The 20,522-nt window shown below is 66.9% G+C and carries 19 protein-coding genes; 9 read left to right on the top strand and 10 right to left on the bottom strand.

Annotated features, from left to right (window positions below; translation table 11 throughout):
- Nucleotides 1–19 precede the first annotated feature (19 nt).
- Nucleotides 20–2,188: a M3 family metallopeptidase gene (locus tag AC13FN_RS13160; RefSeq protein ID WP_217013774.1), complete on the top strand. Its 2,169-nt coding sequence runs from the start codon at nucleotides 20–22 to the stop codon at nucleotides 2,186–2,188.
- Between the two features lie 92 nt (nucleotides 2,189–2,280).
- Here AC13FN_RS13160 and cfa read toward each other — a convergent pair whose 3' ends face one another.
- From cfa to AC13FN_RS13175, 3 genes are read right to left on the bottom strand one after another with little or no spacing between them, the layout of a single operon-like run.
- Nucleotides 2,281–3,396: a cyclopropane fatty acyl phospholipid synthase gene (cfa, locus tag AC13FN_RS13165; protein WP_054172157.1), complete on the bottom strand. Its 1,116-nt coding sequence runs from the start codon at nucleotides 3,394–3,396 to the stop codon at nucleotides 2,281–2,283.
- Nucleotides 3,397–3,415: 19 nt separating this feature from the next.
- Nucleotides 3,416–4,297, bottom strand: coding sequence for a DUF3298 and DUF4163 domain-containing protein (locus tag AC13FN_RS13170; protein WP_197644649.1), 882 nt, complete (start codon nucleotides 4,295–4,297; stop codon nucleotides 3,416–3,418).
- Nucleotides 4,298–4,334: 37 nt separating this feature from the next.
- Nucleotides 4,335–4,637: a GNAT family N-acetyltransferase gene (locus tag AC13FN_RS13175; protein WP_006455911.1), complete on the bottom strand. Its 303-nt coding sequence runs from the start codon at nucleotides 4,635–4,637 to the stop codon at nucleotides 4,335–4,337.
- A 185-nt stretch (nucleotides 4,638–4,822) separates the two neighbouring features.
- Here AC13FN_RS13175 and AC13FN_RS13180 point away from each other — a divergent pair, with 185 nt between their 5' ends.
- Nucleotides 4,823–5,008: a hypothetical protein gene (locus tag AC13FN_RS13180; RefSeq protein WP_049453088.1), complete on the top strand. Its 186-nt coding sequence runs from the start codon at nucleotides 4,823–4,825 to the stop codon at nucleotides 5,006–5,008.
- A gap of 43 nt (nucleotides 5,009–5,051) precedes the next feature.
- Here AC13FN_RS13180 and AC13FN_RS13185 read toward each other — a convergent pair whose 3' ends face one another.
- Nucleotides 5,052–5,678 carry a rhomboid family intramembrane serine protease gene (locus tag AC13FN_RS13185; protein ID WP_010486760.1) on the bottom strand — a complete coding sequence of 209 codons (627 nt, stop codon included), beginning with the start codon at nucleotides 5,676–5,678 and terminating at the stop codon, nucleotides 5,052–5,054.
- A gap of 7 nt (nucleotides 5,679–5,685) precedes the next feature.
- Entirely contained in the window at nucleotides 5,686–7,251 is a 1,566-nt protein-coding gene (locus AC13FN_RS13190) for a POT-type proton-dependent oligopeptide transporter (protein WP_019336733.1), read from the bottom strand.
- A 162-nt stretch (nucleotides 7,252–7,413) separates the two neighbouring features.
- On the opposite strand from AC13FN_RS13190, the gene AC13FN_RS13195 reads away from it, so the two are divergent.
- On the top strand, nucleotides 7,414–8,262 hold the full coding sequence (locus AC13FN_RS13195; RefSeq protein ID WP_197644642.1) for an endonuclease/exonuclease/phosphatase family protein: 849 nt from the start codon (nucleotides 7,414–7,416) through the stop codon (nucleotides 8,260–8,262).
- Nucleotides 8,263–8,363: 101 nt separating this feature from the next.
- On the opposite strand, the gene AC13FN_RS13200 is transcribed toward AC13FN_RS13195, so the two are convergent.
- Nucleotides 8,364–8,975 carry a superoxide dismutase gene (locus AC13FN_RS13200; RefSeq protein ID WP_005410310.1) on the bottom strand — a complete coding sequence of 204 codons (612 nt, stop codon included), beginning with the start codon at nucleotides 8,973–8,975 and terminating at the stop codon, nucleotides 8,364–8,366.
- Between the two features lie 220 nt (nucleotides 8,976–9,195).
- Here AC13FN_RS13200 and AC13FN_RS13205 point away from each other — a divergent pair, with 220 nt between their 5' ends.
- A complete protein-coding gene (locus tag AC13FN_RS13205) occupies nucleotides 9,196–9,648 on the top strand; it encodes a guanyl-specific ribonuclease (protein ID WP_043401539.1) in 453 nt (150 codons plus the stop codon).
- Nucleotides 9,648–10,061 carry a barstar family protein gene (locus tag AC13FN_RS13210; RefSeq protein WP_049434829.1) on the top strand — a complete coding sequence of 138 codons (414 nt, stop codon included), beginning with the start codon at nucleotides 9,648–9,650 and terminating at the stop codon, nucleotides 10,059–10,061. The genes AC13FN_RS13205 and AC13FN_RS13210 overlap by 1 nt, the downstream gene beginning before the upstream one ends.
- A gap of 105 nt (nucleotides 10,062–10,166) precedes the next feature.
- On the opposite strand, the gene AC13FN_RS13215 is transcribed toward AC13FN_RS13210, so the two are convergent.
- Both AC13FN_RS13215 and AC13FN_RS13220 read right to left on the bottom strand, forming a co-directional pair.
- Nucleotides 10,167–11,933, bottom strand: a complete 1,767-nt coding sequence (locus AC13FN_RS13215) for a hypothetical protein (protein ID WP_217013776.1) — start codon at nucleotides 11,931–11,933, stop codon at nucleotides 10,167–10,169.
- 10 nt (nucleotides 11,934–11,943) lie between these two features.
- Nucleotides 11,944–12,543 carry an NfuA family Fe-S biogenesis protein gene (locus AC13FN_RS13220; RefSeq protein ID WP_010486746.1) on the bottom strand — a complete coding sequence of 200 codons (600 nt, stop codon included), beginning with the start codon at nucleotides 12,541–12,543 and terminating at the stop codon, nucleotides 11,944–11,946.
- A 90-nt stretch (nucleotides 12,544–12,633) separates the two neighbouring features.
- On the opposite strand from AC13FN_RS13220, the gene AC13FN_RS13225 reads away from it, so the two are divergent.
- From AC13FN_RS13225 to zupT, 3 genes are all read left to right on the top strand, one after another.
- Nucleotides 12,634–12,984 (top strand): 4a-hydroxytetrahydrobiopterin dehydratase, encoded by a 351-nt coding sequence (locus AC13FN_RS13225; protein ID WP_005417612.1) that lies wholly within the window; start codon nucleotides 12,634–12,636, stop codon nucleotides 12,982–12,984.
- Nucleotides 12,981–13,397 (top strand): energy transducer TonB, encoded by a 417-nt coding sequence (locus AC13FN_RS13230; RefSeq protein WP_010486743.1) that lies wholly within the window; start codon nucleotides 12,981–12,983, stop codon nucleotides 13,395–13,397. The genes AC13FN_RS13225 and AC13FN_RS13230 overlap by 4 nt, the downstream gene beginning before the upstream one ends.
- A 98-nt stretch (nucleotides 13,398–13,495) precedes the next feature.
- The gene (gene zupT, locus AC13FN_RS13235) at nucleotides 13,496–14,305 is read left to right on the top strand and encodes a zinc transporter ZupT (RefSeq protein ID WP_010486740.1); all 810 of its coding nucleotides are present in this window, start codon (nucleotides 13,496–13,498) and stop codon (nucleotides 14,303–14,305) included.
- Between the two features lie 406 nt (nucleotides 14,306–14,711).
- Here the strand turns inward: zupT and AC13FN_RS13240 are convergent, their stop codons facing one another.
- Nucleotides 14,712–15,686, bottom strand: a complete 975-nt coding sequence (locus AC13FN_RS13240; protein ID WP_482985025.1) for an RluA family pseudouridine synthase — start codon at nucleotides 15,684–15,686, stop codon at nucleotides 14,712–14,714.
- Between the two features lie 407 nt (nucleotides 15,687–16,093).
- On the opposite strand from AC13FN_RS13240, the gene rne reads away from it, so the two are divergent.
- Nucleotides 16,094–19,366 (top strand): ribonuclease E, encoded by a 3,273-nt coding sequence (gene rne / locus AC13FN_RS13245; protein WP_217013779.1) that lies wholly within the window; start codon nucleotides 16,094–16,096, stop codon nucleotides 19,364–19,366.
- A gap of 266 nt (nucleotides 19,367–19,632) precedes the next feature.
- Here rne and AC13FN_RS13250 read toward each other — a convergent pair whose 3' ends face one another.
- Complete coding sequence (locus AC13FN_RS13250) at nucleotides 19,633–20,520, bottom strand: endonuclease/exonuclease/phosphatase family protein (RefSeq protein WP_197644627.1); 888 nt, start codon at nucleotides 20,518–20,520, stop codon at nucleotides 19,633–19,635.
- Nucleotides 20,521–20,522 lie beyond the last annotated feature (2 nt).

Genomic DNA, 20,522 nt, shown 5'->3' on the forward strand with positions numbered 1-20,522 from the left:
CCTTACCGGAGCTACTACCTTGACCACTCGCCTTGCCCTTGCCGTGGCCATGACCCTCGGCCTTGCCCTGCCCGCCTACTCGGCCGGTGCCGCCACCCCGGCTGCCAGCACCGCCGCGCAGCAGGCCAACCCGTTCTTCGCCGAAAGCCCGCTGCCGCTGCATTTCCCGCAGTTCGACAAGATCAAGGACAGCGACTTCGCCCCGGCCTTCGACGCCGGCATGGCGCAGCAGCTGAAGGAAGTGGAAGCGATCGCCAACAACAAGGCCAAGCCGACCTTTGACAACACCATCATCGCCCTGGAAAAGAGCGGTGATGTCCTCGACCGCGCGACTACCGTGTTCTTCAGCCTGGTCGGCGCCGACACCAACGACACCCGCAAGAAGCTGCAGGCCGACTACTCGGCCAAGTTCGCCGCGCACAGCGATGCGATCGCGCTGAACGGCAAGCTGTTCGCCCGCATCCAGGCGCTGTACGACACCCGCAGGCAGCTGGGCCTGGACGCCGAAGGCGTGCGCCTGGTCGAGAAGTACTACGACAACTACGTGCGCGCCGGCGCCAAGCTGTCCGACGCCGACAAGGCCAAGCTGAAGGAAATGAACGCCGAGCTGGCCAACCTGGGCACCAAGTTCAGCCAGAACGTGCAGTCGGAAGTGAACGCTTCGGCGATCACCGTCGACGACGTCAAGGAGCTGGACGGCCTGTCCAAGGAGCAGATCGCCGCCGCCGCCGAAGCCGCCAAGGCCCGTGGCCTGGACGGCAAGTACGTGATCACCCTGCTCAACACCACCGGCCAGCCGCCGCTGACCAACCTGGCCAACCGCGCCCTGCGCCAGAAGATCTACGAAGCCTCGACCACCCGCGGCAGCCGCGGCGGTGAGTTCGACAACACCGCGCTGGTCTCGCGCATCATGCAGCTGCGTGCCGACAAGGCCAAGCTGATGGGCTTCCCGAACTTCGCCGCCTACAACCTGACCAACCAGACCGCCAAGACCCCGGAAGCGGTCAATGCGATGCTGGGCAAGCTGGCCCCGGCCGCCGTGGCCAACGCCAAGCGCGAAGCCGCCGACCTGCAGGCGATGATCGACAAGGAACAGAAGGCCGCGCGCAAGCCAACCTTCCAGCTGGAACCGTGGGACTGGGCCTTCTACAGCGAGAAGGTGCGCCAGGCCAAGTACAACTTCGACGAGTCGCAGCTGAAGCCGTACTTCGAAATGAAGAACGTGCTGGAGAACGGCGTGTTCTACGCCGCGGGCCAGGAATTCGGCCTGACCTTCAAGCAGCGCACCGACCTGCCGGTCTACCACGATGACGTCACCGTCTATGACGTGTTCGACGCCGACGGCAGCCAGCTGGCGATCTTCATCTTCGACCCGTATGCACGCGCCTCCAAGCGCGGTGGTGCGTGGATGAACTCCTACGTCTCGCAGTCCAAGCTGACCGGCTTCAAGCCGGTGGTCGCCAACCACCTGAACATCCCGAAGCCGCCGGCCGGCCAGCCGACCCTGCTGACCTGGGACGAGGTGAACACCACCTTCCACGAGTTCGGCCACGCCCTGCACGGCATGTTCTCCAACGTGAAGTACCCGTACTTCTCGGGCACCTCGGTGCCGCGTGACTTCGTCGAGTTCCCCTCGCAGGTGAACGAGATGTGGGCCGACAACCCGGTCATCCTGAAGAACTACGCCAAGCACTACCAGAACGGTTCGGCGATGCCGCAGGCGCTGCTGGACAAGGTGCTGGCGGCGGCCAAGTTCAACCAGGGCTTTGCCACCACCGAGTACCTGGGTGCAGCCATGCTTGATCAGCGCTGGCACCAGATCGGCGCCGACCAGGTGCCGGCCGCCAAGGACGTGATGGCCTTCGAGCGCGCCGCGCTGGAGAAGGACGGCATCTACTACGCGCCGGTTCCGCCGCGCTACAAGACCCCGTACTTCAGCCACATCATGGGTGGCTACTCGGCCGGCTACTACGCCTACATCTGGTCGGAAGTGCTCGACGCCAACACCCAGAAGTGGTTCAAGGACAACGGCGGCCTGAGCCGCAAGAACGGCGACCACTTCCGCGCCACGCTGCTGTCCAAGGGTGGCAGCGTGGATGCCATGCAGCTGTTCCGCGATTTCGCCGGCCACGAGCCGCAGATCGAACCGCTGCTGGAAAAGCGTGGCCTGACCGGCGCCGGCAACTGATCGCCGCTGCGGCAGCCTGAAACGAAAACCGCCCGGGAAACCGGGCGGTTTTTTGTTGGGTCATCCACGCATGGCGTGGATGCTCTTGCAGATCAGCGTGGCGCCACGTACCCGCCCGGCACGCCTTCCGGCGACAGCACCAGCTGCCACAACTGCGCATGCCGGCAGCGGAAGGTGGCCATCGATCCGGCCAGGTAGAACCGCCACATGCGGCGGAAATGCTCGTCGTAACGCGCATCCAGCCGTGGCCATGCCGCTTCCACGTTGCGCCGCCAGGCTTGCAGGGTCAGGTCGTAATCGGTGCCGAAGTTGTGCCAGTCCTCCAGCACGAAACGGCCTTCGAACGCCCGGGTGATCTGCACTGCCGACGGCAGCATCGAGTTGGGGAAGATGTAGCGCGCGATCCACGGATCGGTGCGATGCCGCGAGATGTTGGTGCCGATGGTATGCAGCAGCAGCAGGCCACGCGGCGACAGGCAGCGTTTGGCCACTTCGAAGAAGCTGGCGTAGTTCTTGTCGCCGACGTGCTCGAACATGCCGATCGAGAAAATCGCATCGAACGGTTCGTCCAGTTCCCGGTAGTCCTGCAGACGGATTTCAATCGGCAGCCCCGCGCACAGCTCGCGGGCAAACTCGGCCTGTTCCTGCGAAATGGTCACGCCGACGCCGCTGACGCCGTAGCGCTCGGCAGCGAACTTCAGGGCTTCGCCCCAGCCACAGCCGATGTCCAGCACACGCTGGCCCGGGCGCAGCCCCAGCTTGCGGCACACCAGGTCGAGCTTGGCTTCCTGCGCGGTGTCGAGATCGTCGGCATTGCGCCAGTAGCCACAGCTGTAGACCAGGCGCTGGCCGAGCATGGCCTGGTAGAGATCGTTGCCGAGGTCGTAGTGGCGGCGGCCGACTTCGTAGCTGCCCTGCCCCACCTGCAGGTTGAACAGGCGCGCCTTCAGCGCATCGGCCACTTCGCGCCAACCGTGCACCCGTTCGTCCAGGTGCGCCTGCATCAGGTGGACAAGGAAATCATCCAGGACGTTGGCATCCCACCAACCCTCCATGTAGCTCTCGCCGAGGCCGAGCGAGCCGTGCGCCATGACCCGCGCGAAGAAGCGCGGGTCATGCACCTGGATATCCTGTGGCTGGGTACCGCCGATGCGGACCCCGGCTTCCTGCAGCAGGCCGGCGACCCGCTCCTGCAACCCTGTATCCACGCCACCTCCTCGACTGCGGTCAACCGCGTGCGAACAGCTCCACGTAGTCCTTGGCCACGTGCGGCAACAGCACCGCCGCCGGGACATCGGCGGTCTGGGTGCCGTCCGAGTATGGACCCACCTGGTAGGGCGGGAAAACAAAGCGCAGCGCCGTGATATGCCCCTTGTCGTCGGTCAGCGGCTGGAACTGGCTGAAATTGTCGGCCTGCGGGCCGGTACCGTCGGCGATCATGCGCGATGCGTTGCGCAGCGATTCCTGCAGATGGGCCGGGTCCATGTCCTCGCCGCTCAGGCGGGTGGCCACGCGTTCGCGCAGCTGGTCGGCAACGAAATCACTGATCGCCTTCCAACCCTTGGCATCGGCCACCAGCTTGTCGGCGCTGAGCATCTGCTGCTGCGCCGGCAGCCATACGAAACGCGCCACCAGCGGCTCGCCGTGGGCGCCACCGGTATAGCGGCTGCCATCGGCACTGACCACCACCAGCTGTGGCGTTTCCAGCAGCTTCTCGAAGCTCAGCGAGAGCTCGTAGGGCATGGTCGGCTTGTCATTGCCCAGCCCGTCCAGTGCCTGCTGCAGGTCGCTGCGAGCGCTGGTGGCATAGTCCTGCAGCGCGCGGGCCAGGCCCGGGTAGCGGTCGATGCCGGCCGGGTAGCTGATGCCCACCACTTCGCGTTCGTTGTTCTCGATCACGTCGCGCAGGTCCAGCGGCGCTTCCGTGGCCGGCGTTTCGCCTGCGGCGGTGGTCTCGGCGGCAGGTGCCCCGTCGGCCACCGGTGCCGGTTCGCTTTCACGCTGGCAACCGGCCAGCAACAGCACGCCCACCACGCCGGCCAGCACGCTGCCGTGCAATGGCCGGTTGTTTCCAATCTTCATCGGGATCCCCTGTTCATGTTTGTACATCATCGCCTGCCATGGCTGAAGCGTGGCCCGCTGGCATTCAGCCAACGAGCAGGTCGTGGTACTCCTCATGCCGCTGCAGGAAGGCCTCGGCGTAGGAGCACGCCGGCACCACCTTGTATTTCTGCTCGCGGGCGAAACGCAGCGCCACACGGGTCAGCTCACCGGCGATGCCCCGGCCGGCGATCGGCTCGGGCACCTCGGTATGCGTGATGACCATGCGCCTGCGTTTGATCTGGTAATCCAGCACCGCCAGCTGTCCGCGCACACGGGCGGTAAAGCGATGGTTGGCCAGGTCGTGTTCGACCTCGTAGGCCAGACCGGGGGGCGTGACCGAAGCCATGGAACTGTCTCCTGCGGCGACTGCGTGGATGGTGCGCAGCCTGGCGCCATGATCGCGTGAAGCCTGAACAGGGGCAAGTCCAGTCCGTTCACGTCAGTTTTCGACCCTCAAGCTGGAGGGCCGGCGGCCGCTATCGCCTGTGGAGGGGTACGGCCAGGCTGGCACGGCCCTTGCGACCGTTGATCATGCGCACCACCGCGGAGGCACCGATGCACCCCAGCGATCCCCATTCCGACACCGACCGCGCCCTGCTGGAGGGCCTGCTGCAACTGGCGGTGGAAGGGCAGACCGAAGACCAGGATTTCCAGCGCATCGGCGAGGAAGTGTTCGCCCGCCTGCTGGACACCTACGGCCAGCAGACCGCGATCTGAGCCTGCCGGGGCGGATCGCTGCCGATCCGCCCCGCTCCCGCCATCAACCGCCGCCGAGGCGGAAGGTCGGGTTGGAGAGCTCGCGCAGGAAGTGGGTGAAGATGCTCGGCTGCATGGCCAGCATGAAGATCACGCCGAACGCCGCGCCCGCCAGGTGGGCGCTGTGGTTGATGCGGTCACCGCCGCGCTTGTCCATCCAGATGCTGTAGCCGACGTAGAACGCGGCATAGACGATGGCCGGCGCCGGGATGAAGAACACCAGGATGATCGACCACGGCTTGATCAGGATGAAGGCGAACAGCACCGCCGACACCGCCCCGGACGCACCCAGGCTGAGGTAGTTCGGGTTCTTCTGGTTCTTCAGGTAGCTGGGCAGGATCGAGACCAGCAGCGCACCGATGTAGAACGCCGGGTAGGTCAGGTAGCTGCCGGTCAGCTGCACCATCACGCTCTCGATGAATCCCCCGAAGAAGAACAGGGTGATCATGTTGAAGATCAGGTGCGACCAGTCGGCATGGATGAAGCCATAGGTCACCAGCCGGTCGTACTGGCGGTGACGGTCGATGGCCGGCGGCCACAGGATCAGGCGGTCGGCCAGCTTGCGGTTGTTGAACGCCATCCACGACAGGATGGCGGTGATGGCGATCAACAGCAGATTGACGGGGGTCATGTCAGGCTCAGGCGCTACGGTAGTTGTCGACCATACGATAGCGTTTCGCATACCAACCGAAGGCCAACGCCGCGACGAAGGCGAAACCGGCGAAGAAGAACATCAGGAATGCCGCCTCGCTCAGGCCGGTACTGGCGATCTTGTGGGTCACGGCATCGTTGCGCACGGCGGCATTGGACAGCAGCACCCACAGGTTGCCGATGGTGGTGGTCAGGTTCCAGAAGCTCATGACCACGCCCTTCATCGCCTGCGGCGCCTGGCTGTAGGCGAACTCCAGGCCGGTGGCCGAGACCAGCACCTCACCGAAGGTCAGCAGCGCGTACGGCAGCATCTGCCAGAAGATCGACATGGCGTTGCCACCATCCATCACCACCTGGATGCCGCCGACCACGATCCAGGCCAGGCCACTGAAGGCGATGCCGGCGGTCATGCGGCGCAGTGCGGTCGGCTCGAAGCCGAAGCGGCGCAGGGCCGGGTACAGCACCAGGTTGTTGAACGGGATCAGGATCATTACCAGCAGCGGGTTCAGCGCCTGCATCTGCGAGGCGGTGAACCAGCTCGGCATCTGCATCTGCTGGCCCTGCAGGACCCAGGTCGAGGCCTTCTGGTCGAACAACGAGAAGAACGGCGTGGTCAGGGCGAAGATCACCAGCACGCGCAGCACCGAGCGCACGCCTTCCACGGCTTCGGCCGGATGCTGGCCACGGGCGCGCTCCAGCTGCAGCCAGGTGCCGCCGCCGATGCCCGCCAGGATCGACACCAGCGCCAGGCACAGGCAGATGACAATGCCAAGCGAGCCGACCAGGCCGAACGAGGCCACTGCCAGCACCAGGCCGAGCACCGCGATCACCAGGCCCGGACGGCCCTGGCCTGCCACGCGCGCAGTCAGCGCGGTGCGCACCACGTTGGCGAACGAATGCGGATCCTTCGGCGGCAGCGGCACCAGCACGTAGCGCTTGCGGCCCAGCCAGAACACGAAGGTGGCGATGAACATCAGGATGCCCGGGATACCGAACGCCCACTGCGGGCCCCAGTTCTTCAGCACCAGCGGGATCAGCAGCGAGGCGAACAGCGAGCCGAAGTTGATGATCCAGTAGAAGGCGTCGAAGACGATCTTGGCCAGGTGCTTGTTGCTCTGGTCGAACTGATCACCCATGAACGAGGCCACCAGCGGCTTGATGCCGCCGGCACCGAGCGCGATCAGGCCCAGGCCGAGGAAGAAGCCCTCGCGGCTGTTCTCGAACAACGCCAGGCACAGGTGGCCGGCGCAGTAGACCAGGCTGAACCAGAGAATGGTGTGGTACTTGCCGAAGAACCTGTCGGCCAGCCAGCCTCCGAGCAGCGGGAAGAAATACACGCCGATCATGAAGCTGTGCATGATGTCCTTGGCTTCACCGGCACGGCCTTCCGCAGTGATTTCCTGCAGCAGCAGCGAGGTGATCAGGAACTGCACCAGGATGTTGCGCATCCCGTAGAAACTGAACCGCTCGCAGGCCTCATTGCCGATGATGTACGGGATCTGGCGCGGCATCTTTCCCTGGCCGGCGATGGGGGCAACTGCGTCGTGGCTCATCCTGTAAGGCAATCCTGCAAAGCGAAAGGCGCAAGATTACCGGAAGCAGGGCTTGCGAAGCACGCTGCAGGGCTGCATGACAACGGTGCCAATCCATGGCAGACACCGCATGCCATGCCGGAAGTCACGGCACCTGCACGACAAAAGCGTAAACTTATCGTTATGCGCCCCCTCGTCCCCGCCCGTCTCCTGCTCAGTTGCCTGGTGCTGCTGATGGCGTTGCAGGCGCAGGCGCGGCCGCAGGCACCGGCCACAACGGCCAGCGAAAGCGAGCCCCGCCAGCTGACCGTGGCCGCACTGGAACTGCCCAGCCGCGATGACACGCAATGGAAACAGCGCCGCGAGCAGGTCGCGCAGCTGCTGACCGACCTGCAGCCGGACGTGATCTCGGTGCAGCAGGTGCTGCAGCAACAGGGCCGCAACCCGGCCTGCTGGCTGGCCAGCCGGCTGCGCTACAGCTGCGACTTCGTTACCGCCGATCCACCCAGCCAGCCGTTGAGGCATGGCAACGCGATGCTGACCCGGCTGCCGGTCAGCGAGGATGGCGTGACCCTGCTGCACCCACCCGGCACTTTCAGCGCCGCCGGCATGATGCGGCTGAAGCTGGGTGAGGCACTGGTCAACATCTATGTGGCACGGCTGCGCCCGGACCCGGACGAGGCCACCGCCCGCCAGCATCAGACCAGCGACCTGATGACCTGGATCGGCGCCACCGCCGAGGGGATGCCCAGCCTGATCGCCGGCGATTTCTCGGCAACCACCGTCGAGCTCGTGCGCAGCACCCCGGGGTTCCAGCCCGCCCGGCGCAATCCCGGCGGTCGCGTCGAGGCGCCTGCGGCCAGTGGTGGCGGCAGCAGCGGTCATGGCCTGGATGTGCTGTTCCAGGTCAAGCACTTCGGCGGCATCCGCCAGCAGCCGATCCTGCTGCCGGCCGACGGCGACCTGCCCGGCCTGCGCCTGGGCGTGATGGCCACCCTGCGCCTGCAGGGTGATATGGCCACCGCCGAATAACCCCGCCTTCGGCCCCCACCAGGTCCTGCCCGACGTCCAGAAGCTGGCAAACAAAAAGGCCGGGGTCTCCCCCGGCCTTCTCATTTCATTCCGTCACTCAGTCAGGCGATCGCTTCCTGGTAACGGCGCTCGACCTCGTTCCAGTCGATGACGTTGAAGAACGCGCCGATGTATTCCGGACGGCGGTTCTGGTACTTCAGGTAGTACGCATGTTCCCACACGTCCAGGCCGAGGATGGGGGTGTTGCCTTCCATCAGCGGGCTGTCCTGGTTGCCGGTGCTCTCGACCACGACCTTCTTGTCCGGGGTCACGCTCAGCCACGCCCAGCCGCTGCCGAAACGGGTCAGCGCAGCCTTGGTGAAGGCGTCCTTGAACTTGTCGAAGCCGCCCAGGTCCTTGTCGATGGCCTTGGCCACGTCGCCCACCGGGTTGCCGCCAGCATTCGGAGCCATCACGGTCCAGAACAGCGAGTGGTTGGCATGGCCGCCACCGTTGTTGCGCACCGGACCCTGCAGGTTCTCCGGCAGCGACTTGAGCTTCTTCACCAGTTCTTCGACCGGCAGGTCAGCGTACTCGGTGCCTTCCAGCGCCGCGTTGACGTTGTTGATGTAGGTCTGGTGATGCTTGGTGTGATGGATTTCCATCGTCGCCGCATCGATATGCGGTTCCAGCGCGTCGTAGGCGTAGGACAGCTTGGGCAGGGTATAGGCCATGATGCATCTCCTGATTGCGAGGGCACCCGACGGTGTCGGGCGTTGCGCGGTGAATGATGGGGACAGACCGCCAGATTACCAAGGGGGATGTAAAGGAAATTGCGTCCTGCCAGTGAGCACGACGGCAATTGTTACGCAGCAGTGACGCGATGCCATCCTCATGCACCGTGCAGCGCACAGGCGCTACAGTGCCTGCACTGCCCTCGCCCGCTCCTTGCCCATGCGCAACCCCCGGCTGCTGATCACCGCCATCGCCCTGCTACTGCTGGGCTTGGTCGTCAACCATTTCATGCAGCGCCCGCCGGCGCCGCAGTTCGCGCCGGACCTGCAGGGTGCGCCTGCCGCGCGCGCGCCGGCCACCGCCTCGCCCGGCAAGGACAGCGGACTTCCCGCGTTCCTGCCCGCTGAAGCCCGGCAGACCATCGCCCTGATCCAGCGTGGCGGCCCGTTCCCCCACCGCCAGGACGGCAGCACGTTCGGCAACCGCGAGCAGCAGCTGCCGCAGCGCCCGCGCGGCTACTACCGCGAATACACCGTCGATACCCCCGGCGCGCGCACCCGTGGCACGCGCCGCATCGTCACCGGCGGCGATCCGCCGGAGGCGTGGTACTACACCGACGACCACTACGAATCGTTCCGCAGCTTCACCGTACCGGCCCAGGGAGCGCAGTGATGAGCCACGATGATTTCGGCCTCGGCCTGCATGACATCAACAATGCTGGCGTCTACGCCATCGACAGCGACGACATCGGCGCACTGGCCGCAGCGATGCGCGATGCCGGGCTGAAGGTGATCCGCATCGATCTGGAAGGCGTGGGCGACAAGCGCACCCTGCTCGCCCGGCTGGCCGCGCAACTGGATTTCCCGGCCGGCTTCGGCGGCAACTGGGATGCGCTGTCGGACAACCTGCGCGACCTGCAGTGGCTGCCCGCCAACGGCTACGCGCTGTTCCTGGCCGACGTGGACACGTTGCGCGCCTCCACGCAGAAGGATTTCAACACCCTGCTGGACGTGATGGACGAAGCCAGCCGCGACTGGGTCGGCCGCGACGTGCCGTTCTGGGTGTTCCTGTCGCAGAGCGCGTAAAGTCAGTGCCCTGGTAGAGGCCGACCTTGGTCGGCGCCTCTGTGCCAACCAAGGTTGGCACCTACCCAAGCGCGAGCCGGCCAGCGTGTGGCGCGCCGGTCTTGGCTAGCGGCTCCCGTTATCTTCCTGCAGTTCCTTCTTGAACGGGATGTCCGGCGGCGGCCGTGCCACGGCCGGCTGGTCCTGCATGTTCGGATTGGTCAGGCCGCAGCCACCACCGGCCTGCAGGATCGAGATCACGCAGGAGATCTTCGTACTGGTACCCGGCAACGGAATCTCCATTGCCTTGACCCCCTTGCGCACCCACTCGGCCAGCAGCGATTCCTGAGGGACCCAGTACTTGTCGAACGAAGTGGGCGTGTAGTCGTAAGGCGGTCGCTTCAACCAGGTGCCCGATTGCGCGATGCGTTCCTTGCTCCAGCCATCGTTGGCGCCACCGGGCGCACCGCGCTCGGCACGACCCTCGCCTTCCTGGCCCGGCACGCGGACGCTGCCATCGGCATTGAACAGGCCACTGCCCTTGCCGGTGGTGCTGGCCTGGCGGGCGCCCTTGTCGGCGCCGTCATCGTTGCGGCTCGATGCACCCCAGTCATCACCCTTGGCGGGCGTGGCCCAGTTGCCCGGATTGGGGGCCGGGCGCGCTCCAGCCTGAGCCGGGGTCGTGCTGGATGCAGCAGGCCGCGCAGTGCTGCTGCTCGCCTGCGTCGCGCTGCCATTGGCTGCCGGCGCGGGTGTTGCCGCGGGTGCATTGCCACTGGAAGACGAAGGGGCTGCGGCCGGTGCCGAGGCTACTTCGCGCTCGCGCACCTGTACGTCACGACCCGCCGGCGCACGCACCGCCGGATCACGACCGGCAACGGTTGCCATCCGCACCTGCGGATCGACCACCGCCTGCACTTCACGCTCGCGCACCTGCACGTCGCGCTGCGGCACGCGCACCTGCACATCGGCCGTGCGCAGCGGCTGCGACACCGCCGGTGCATCGACCGTACTGACCTCGCGCTCCTGCACCTGGATGTCACGCAGCTGCGGCGCCCGCACCGCTATCTCCGGCGCACGCAGTGCGGTTGGGGTTGGCGGCGCCTGCACCGGCTGCACGCTGCGCTCGCGCACTGTGGGCGTGGTGTCGCGCGGCACGATGCTGACCTCGGTGCGCGGCACGCTGACCGGCGGTACCACGAAATCCGTACTGGCCTGCGCTACTTCGGTGGCCTGCACCGGCGAGGGTGGCGGGGCCGCAAGCGGGGCCGGCTCGGCTTCGGCCGGCGGCGACGGCACGCTGGCTGTCGGTGCTGGAGCCGGTGCGGGCGCAGGCGCCGACGCGGCCGCAGGACGCGGCTCAGGTGCCGTCGCTGCCCCTGCTTCCTGGCCGGCGGCAACCTGACCCGCCGGTGCAGCCGCAGCCGCTTCGGCACCCGGCTGATCGCCACCACCTTCCTGGCTGGCGCGACCGACGAATTCCACCTGCACACGCTCGCCTTCGGCGCCCTCTGCTTCCGGTGCCGTGGTGCGGATCACCGCAACCCACAGCAGCAGCATGAAGAACAGCAGGTGCAGCAGCGCGCTGGCAAACGCCGAGGTCCAGCGCATCCAGCGCTGATCGCGCGGCGCAGCGTCCCAGTCCTGCCAGAACAACCGGCGCAGCGACTGCCACGGTGACAGCCGGGGCGATTGACCCGGCGGTCCAGGCAGCGGGCGCGGCAGCAATACTGCAATCACTTCGCGGGCGTGGAAGGGCCGCGGCAGCGGGCCCAGCGAGCGCAGCCACAGCGCCCAGCCATAGGGCAGGCGCGTGGACTTCTCGAGGACGGCGCGTGGCTGCTGGCGGGCCAGCAGCAGTTCGATGAGTTGCTCGGCCCGGGTCAGAGGCACGCGTCAGCGATCAGGCGACGTTGCCGCGCGGGATGTACGGCGCGTGGCCGCTGTCGTGGTCGGTCGCGTCGCGCACGGCGGTCACGCCCGGCACGCGGCCCATCAGGGTCTTCTCGATACCCTGCTTGAGCGTCACGTCGGCCATGCCACAGCCCTGGCAGCCACCACCGAAGCGCAGCAGCACCACGCCGTCGGCCGAAACTTCCTGCACGGCCACCTTGCCGCCGTGCGAGGCCAGCTGCGGATTGACTTCGTTCTCCACCACCCAGTGCACGCGCTCGACCAGCGACGCGGCATCACCGGGGGCCTCGCCCTTGATGCGCGGTGCCTTGATGGTCAGCTGCTGGGTACCGGCGGTGCCGGCGACGATGTCGATCTCGGCACCGTCGAGCCAGCCGACGCTGCTCGCATCGACGTAGAGGGTGAAGCCATCGCAGTCCACCGCCCACTCGTCACCGAGCAGGTCGGTCGGTTCGGCGAATTCCAGCCGGGCATCGGCGCGCGGGGTACCGGGGTCGACCGCGCTCAGGCGCACGCCCATGCCGGGCACGCCCTCGCGTTCGATCAGCTTGCGGAAATGGGTCTGGGCAGTGTCGGAGATCTGGATCATCAGGCTATTCTAGCCAAGTAAGCGTCAGCCGCTCATTCGGTTTATACACCGTCCGGCGCATTGTTCAGTCAACACGAGGTGGAGATTCCCATGGCCGACCTGATTCCACTGGCCCAGGCCCGTTGCGTGCCGCGCAAAGGCAGCGACCACAAGCTTGGCGAGGCCCGCCTGGCCGAACTGCTGCCGCAGGTTCCCGGCTGGGAGCTGAGCGAGGGCGGGCAGGCCCTGACGCGCACCTTCCGCTTCAAGGATTACTACGCCACCATGGCCTTCGTGAACGCGCTGGCCTGGATCGCCCATCACGAGGACCACCATCCGGACCTGGGCGTGCACTACGACCGCGCGGTCGTGCGCTTCTCCACCCACGATGTGGGCGGCCTGAGCGAGAACGACTTCATCTGCGCGGCAAAGACTTCGGCCCTGACGGAGCAACTGCCATGAACGTACGTTTGCTGAGCCTGTCCCTGATCGCTGCGACCGGCCTGGCCGGCTGTGGCCCGTCCGAACCACCGGCACCGCCACCGCCGCCGCCGACCGAAGTGGCCGCGGTGAAGACGCCGCCGCCGCAGTACCCGCTTGAGCTGGCCTGCATGGGCGTGGGCGGCACCAGCACCTTCAAGGTGACCATCGGCGCCGACGGCAAGCCGAGCGAGGTCGCGCTGTTGACCGGGGCCGGCAACCCGCAGCTGGACGAACTGGCCAGGACCGCCGTGCAGGGCTGGCAGTTCAAGGCTGCCACCCGCAACGGCGCTGCAGTGCCGGCCACCATCCAGGTACCGGTCAGCTTCAACCCGCCGCAGCCGAAGCCGGACCAGTGCTTCGCCATCGAAGAACGCCTGCGCCGCGGCGGCTGATCGCCCGCGCCCCGACGAGGCCAGCCGACCCCCGCCTCGCCCTCGCCGCCCCGGCCTTGCCCGGGGCGGTTGTCTATTGACCAGGACCGCGTCGGTACATGTTGCAGATTCCTCCCGAAAACATCTGGATCGCACTGGCGGTCACTCTTGCGGCCGGCCTCGCCACCGCCATCGGCAGCCTGCTGGTGCTGTTCTCACGACGCCCCAACCCGCGCCTGCTGGCGTTCGGCCTGGCCTTCGCTGGCGGCGCGATGGTCTATGTGTCGCTGTCGGAGATCCTCAACAAGTCCATTGCTTCGTTCGCACTGGCCTATGGCGAGCGCACCGGCTTCACCTACGGCACCCTGGCCTTCCTGCTGGGCGTGATCGTGATCGTGCTGATCGACCACTTCATCCCCAACCCGCACGACAGCCTGGACAAGCAGGACCCCGCGTTCCGCGAGAACAGCCGCGAGTACCTGAAGCGGGTCGCGCTGCTGACCTCGGTCGCGATCACCGCGCACAATTTCCCGGAAGGGCTGGCGACCTTCTTCGCGACGCTGGAAAGCCCATCGGTGGGCATGCCACTGGCCTTCGCCATCGCCATCCACAACATTCCCGAGGGCATCGCGATCGCGGTGCCGGTGTACTTCGCCACCCAGAACAAGTTCTATGCGTTCAGTGCCAGCCTGCTGTCCGGCCTGGCCGAGCCGGTGGGCGCGGCGCTGGGCTACTGGCTGCTGTCAGGATCGCTGTCGCACGCCACGTTTGGCTGGGTGTTCGGACTGATCGCCGGCGTGATGGTGTTCCTTGCGCTGGATGAGCTGCTGCCGGCGGCCAAGCGTTATGCCAAGGGCCACGAAACCGTGTATGGCCTGGTGGCCGGCATGGGCACCCTGGCGATCAGCCTGGTGTTGTTCAAGTGGTGAGGGGTTTGCAGCCAACGGGCTGAGCCCCCTCGCGGCTGGCGCATTCCACAGTATCGAGCGGTCACGGGCCTACTCTGCGGATGTCCGGGTCCGCCTTGTAGCGAGCCGAGCACCGCAGGTCCGGCGAGGGCGAAGAGGCGCGGGTGTCTGAGCGCAGCGAGTTCCGCGCCGCCCCTCGGCGGACCGAGGAGTGCAGGGTACCGGCGCGCAGCGCCGGCTCGCGGACGGCGGCGTGTTTCTTTGGTTACTTTCTTGATGGCACACATCCATGTGCGCCACCCTGCGGGCCGGCTGCGCCGTTCCGCGTTGCTCCTGCAGCGCGGTGCACGAGCAAAGAAAGTGACAAGCCCACTCATCGCAGGGAAGCCACGGCGCCGACCAAGCACCCGGCGCCGCCGAACCGCCGTCAGCGCAGCCGGTCCAGCGCCTCAACCAGCTCATCGGCCAGCGGCGCGTTCAGCACATACGGGCTCTTGCCGTCGTCCAGCGCGAACTCCAGCGACGCCGCGTGCAGGAACAGGCGTTTCAGGCCGATCTGCTCACGAAGCCGCTTGTTGACCGCCGGATCGCCGTATTTGTCGTCACCGGCCACTGGATGCCCCAGATGCTGGGCATGCACGCGGATCTGGTGGGTACGGCCGGTCTCGATGCGCACCTCACAGTACGAATGGCCGCCGCGACGCTCCAGCACACGGAAGTGGCTGATCGATTCCTTGCCGATCGCGTTCACCTGCACATGGCGCTCGCCGCCCTGGCGCAGGCCCACGTGCAGCGGCGCGTCGACCGTCATCACGCCGTCGGGCATGCGTCCGGCCAACAGGGTCAGGTAGCGCTTGCGGATGCCGGCACCGTGGTCTTCACGCAGCAGCGCCTGCAGTTCGCTCAGCGCCGAGCGCTTCTTGGCGACGATCAGCAGGCCCGAGGTGTCGCGATCCAGCCGGTGGACCAGTTCCAGGGTCTGCCCCGGGCGCAGCGCGCGCAGGGTCTCGATGGCGCCGAAGCTGATGCCGCTGCCGCCGTGGCTGGCCACGCCGGTGGGCTTGTTCAGGGCCAGCAGGCGGGCGTCCTCGAAGACGATGGCCTGCTCCAAGCGGCGCATGAACGCCTCCGGCGGGCCGGCCTTGTCTCCTCCTTCACTGAGACGAACCGGCGGCACGCGCACCTCATCGCCCGCCTCCAGCTTGCGCTCGGCCTTGGCACGGCCGCCGTTCACCCGCACCTGGCCGCTGCGTACCAGCTTGTAGACCAGGCTGCGCGGGGCGCCCTTCAGCTGGCCGAGCAGGAAGTTGTCCAGGCGCTGGCCGGCGCGGTCGGCGGGAACGGTGATCATGCGCACGAAAGGCTTGTCGCCGGCGGGTTTGGTCGGGTCTTGGGCGGTCATCAGGCTGTTTATTCTGTTACACTCGGGGGGCGAGATAAGGGATTGATTTCGTTGGAAGTTACTCAGGGCCAGAAGCCCAGCTTCCGACGAATCCGGCACAGTGCGCGACCACCGCCCGCGGGGCGGCCATGTTAGCGGCTCACCGGCCTTCCCGGCCATCGCCGGATGCCTGACACGCAACCGTGCTGAACATGTCCCGCGTGGCGCTCCAGCCTGGCTGACAGCTGCCTGCGGCCTGTAACACCCCAAAACCCATAAGAGTGAAGCGCTCCCGCGGCCTGCCGTGGTGTCGTAGCGCTGGAAACCCAAGCCGCCCTCCCCGCGCTTGCGCGAATGGGCGGCGAACCGTGTCCAGAGGCGAAACCCCATGGCGTTCCGCGCGGTAGCCGCTTGCGAGGAACGCAACAATGAAGCGAATGCTGATCAACGCCACGCAGGCCGAAGAGCTGCGTGTTGCCATCGTGGATGGCCAGTCGTTGTATGACATCGACATCGAACAGCCGTCGAAGGAACAGAAGAAGTCCAACATCTACAAGGGCCGGATCTTCCGCATCGAGCCCTCGCTGGAAGCGGCCTTCGTTGAATACGGTGGTGGCCGCCATGGCTTCCTGCCGCTGAAGGAAATCTCCCGCGACTACTTCCAGGCCGGTGTCGACCACAACAAGGCCGGCATCCGCGAACTGCTGAAGGAAGGCCAGGAGATCGTTGTCCAGGTCGACAAGGAAGAACGTGGCAACAAGGGCGCCGCCCTGACCACGTTCATCTCGCTGGCCGGCCGTTACATGGTGCTGATGCCGAACTCGCCCAGCGCCGGCGGTGTCTCCCGTCGCATCGAGGGCGAAGACCGGGCCGCCCTGAAGGACGCCCTGGACAAGCTGAACATCCCTGACGAAATGGGCGTGATCATCCGTACCGCCGGCGTCGGCCGCGATGCGGAAGAGCTGCAGTGGGATCTGGACTACCTGCTCAACGTCTGGCGTGCCATCGCCGAAGCCGCGCTGAGCAAGCCGGCCCCGTTCCTGATCTACCAGGAATCGCGCCTGATCGTGCGCGCCCTGCGTGACTACCTGCGCGCCGACATCGGCGAGATCCTGGTGGACACCGAGGAGATGTACGAGCACGCCCGCGAGTTCATGCAGCAGGTGATGCCGCAGACCCTGCGCAAGCTCAAGCATTACAAGGACGACATCCCGCTGTTCAACCGCTTCCAGATCGAATCGCAGATCGAAGGCGCCTACGAGCGCAACGTGCGCCTGCCGTCGGGCGGCTCGATCGTGGTCGACCAGACCGAAGCGTTGACCGCCGTCGACGTGAACTCCTCGCGCGCCACCAAGGGCAGCGACATCGAGGACACCGCGTTCCAGACCAACCTGGAAGCGGCCGAGGAAGTGGCCCGCCAGCTGCGCCTGCGCGACCTGGGTGGCCTGGTGGTCATCGACTTCATCGACATGGCCTCCAACAAGCACCAGCGCGAGGTCGAGAACCGCCTCGCCAACGCGCTGAAGTACGACCGCGCCCGCGTCCAGGTCGGCCGCATCTCGCGCTTCGGCCTGCTTGAAATGAGCCGCCAGCGCCTGCGCCCGAGCCTGGGCGAGTCCAGCCAGATCGTCTGCCCGCGTTGCGACGGCCACGGCCGCATGCGCAGCGTCGAGTCGCTGTCGCTGTCGATCATCCGCGTCGCCGAAGAGCATGCGATGAAGGAGAACACCGGGCAGGTGCTGGTCCAGGCCCCGGTGGAGATCGCCAATTACCTGTTGAACGAAAAGCGCAGCGCCCTGCGCGAGATCGAGCAGCGCCACGAGGCGCCGATCGTGATCGTCGCCGACGAGCAGCTGCACACCCCGCACTACACCGTCACCCGCCTGCGCGAGAACGAGCTGGGTGAAGAGAGCAACAAGCCCAGCTACCAGCGCGGCACCCCGCGCAAGCTGCCGGTGCACGCCCTGACCAAGGGCCAGCTGAACATCCCGCCGCCGGCGGTGACCCAGGTCAAGCACACCTCCCCCGCCCCGGTGCGCGAGGAAGTGGAGCCGGCCGCAGCTGCTCCGGCCCCGGTCGCGGCAGCGCCGGTGGCGCCGGCCCCGAGCGGCGGCGTGATCGGTTGGCTCAAGCGCGTATTCGGTGGCGAACCGGCACCCGCGCCGGCGCCGGTTGCTCCGGCAGCGCGGCAGTCGCAGGATGGTGGCCGCAAGGACCGCAACAAGGATCGCAACAAGGACCGCAAGGACCGTCGCGACGACAATCGTGGCAACGGCGGCAACGGCAACGCGCAGCAGCAGAAGGACGGCGGCAACCGCAAGGACCGCGGTGAGCAGCGCAAGGACGGCCGCAACGGCAACAACGGCAATGCCCAGCAGCAGCCGCAGCAGGGCAAGCAGAAGGAGCCGCAGCAGAAGGATGGCCAGCAGCAGCCTCAGCAGCAGAACAAGCCGCGCAACGAGCAGCAGGGCCAGAACCAGAACCAGCAGCAGCCGAAGCTGAAGCAGCCCAAGCAGCCGCGTCCGCAGCAGCAGGACGGTGACAAGCCGGCCGAGAAGCCGCAGCGCGGTGCCGCCGATGCACCGGCCGAAGCCGTGACCGCCGCAGCAGCCGTGGCCGCCACCGCCGTCGCCGCCAATGGGGTGACCGCGCAGGAAGCCACTGCACCGGTTGCCCCGGTGGCCGCCGCTCCTGTGGACGCCGCAGTACCGGTCGAGACCACTGCCAACGCTGCCAGCGAGGCCGAGGTGGTTGCCGTTGCCGGTGAAGAGGCCGCAACCGACGCCAATGGCGAGCAGGCAGGCGAAGGCGCGACCCGCCGTCGTCGTGGCCGTCGTGGTGGCCGTCGTCGTCGTCGCGGTGGCGCCGAGAACGCCGCCGGCAGCGACGCTCTGGGTGATGACCAGGACGAGGGTGATGACGGTGATGACGCCGACGGCGCCGAGCCGAACGTCGACAGTACTGCTGGCACTGCGCCGGTCGCTGTTGCGCAGCCGGCCCGTTCGCAGCCGGAGTTCGACTTCGATGACGAAGCCGAGCCGGTCGTTGCCGACGCCGCGAAGCCGGTCCGTGCTGCCGCCGCCGTTGCCGCCGCACCGGTTGCCGTGGTGAGCAGCGCCGTGGTCGAAGCCGCCGCCCCGGGCGTGGCTGAAGTGCAGGCCCCGGTCGAAGCTGCTGCGAAGACCGAAGCGGTGTCCTCGCCGGTGCAGACCAGCATGCTCGATGCCATCGACGCTGCGACCCCGGCCCAGCCGGTAGCCGCTGCCGCGCCGGTGATCGAAGCCATTGCGCCGGTGACCGAAGCACAGCCGGTCGCGGTTGAAGCAGCTCCGATGGTTGAAGCCGCTCCGGTGATCGAAGCGAAGCCGGCGGCGGTCGAGGCTGCTCCGGTGGCTGAAGCGAAGCCGGAGATCGTTGTAGCCGCGCCGGTGGTCGAAGCCAATCCGGAGGCCGTTGAGGCTGCGCCGGTGGTTGAAGCCAAGCCGGTCGTCGAGCCCGTCGTGGCCGCCGAACAGCCGGTTGCTCCGGTGGCGGTGGAAACCGCGCCGATCGAAGCCGCTGCACCGGTCGCCGAAGCGGTGGTGACGCCGTCGATCGACCCGGTCGCCGATGGCCATGCCGACGCCGCAGCCCAGGCTGCAGAAGCCAAGGCCGATGAAGAAGACGAAGAGGCCGCCAAGCGCACGCCGCCGGCGAACTGATCGCTCTTTGATCGCATGAAATCGAAACGGCGGGGATCAATGATCCCCGCCGTTTTTGTTTGTGCCGTGCCGTGGTGGTTGCCGACCTTGGTCGGCGGCATTGATTCAACGCACGCGGATACGTCCGTGCCGACCAAGGTTGGCACCTACCAAAGCAGGGACACGGACGCCGCCGACAGCACGGGCACCGCAGTGGCGGTTGCCGACCTTGGTCGGTGCCGTTGTTCGTGCCAACCAAGGTTGGCACCTACCAGGAGCGTGCTCCGTCAGGGTTTCGGCGCGAACTGCAGGCGGGCCCACACGCCGTAGTGATCGGATGCCCAGCGACCGCTGTCATCGGGCTGGTCGAACAGCAGCTTCGCCTCGCGCGCGACCATCTCGTCCTGCTGGAAGAAGATGTGGTCGATCCGCGACGGCGCCTGGTAATAGTGGCGGTTGAGCGTGCTGACCCCGGCCAGGTCAGTGTTGACGTGCACGCTGCCGTAGCTGTCGCCGTAGTGGCTGCGCAGCTCGCTCAGGTCACCAGCATCCACCAGCGCATTGAAGTCGCCGGCGATCACCACCGGAGCACCGGCCGACGTTGCAGTGATGAAGCGCAGCAGGTCCTCGACCTGGCTGCGGCGGATGCGTTGCCCGCTCTCGTCACTGCGCTCGTTCAGATGCGTGGCGTAGACGTTCACCGGCGTGCCGTCGACGTCGATGCGCAGGTGAGCAACCGTGCGGTAGTCGTCCAACGGCTGCAGCAGATGATCCCCCTGGGCGAGGATCGGCCGCCGGGTCAGCAGTGCATTGCCGTAGCGCTTGGGCGCCCCAACCGGATCGGTGGACACGAACACGTACCTGTAGCCGAGTTGGCTGGCCAGCCATTGCGCCTGGTTGCGCACATTGCGGCGCTGGATCACCTCCTGCAGGGCAACTGCATCCGGCTGCAGGCGCTTGAGCTCGGCCAGGATGGTGCGGCGCCGGCTCGGCCAGTCTTCGCGGTCATGATGCAGGTTGAAGGTGACCATGCTCATGCCCGGCGCGCTGGCAACGTCGGGCGCCGCGGTCGTGGCAGCCGGTTCGGCCGCCATCACCGCGCCCGGCAATGCCAATGCAATGGCCAGCCCCAGGGCACGCACCGATGTGCGCACCCTCGCCCCCTGCTGCTTCATCG

The sequence above is a fragment of the Stenotrophomonas sp. 115C5 genome (assembly GCF_056861055.1).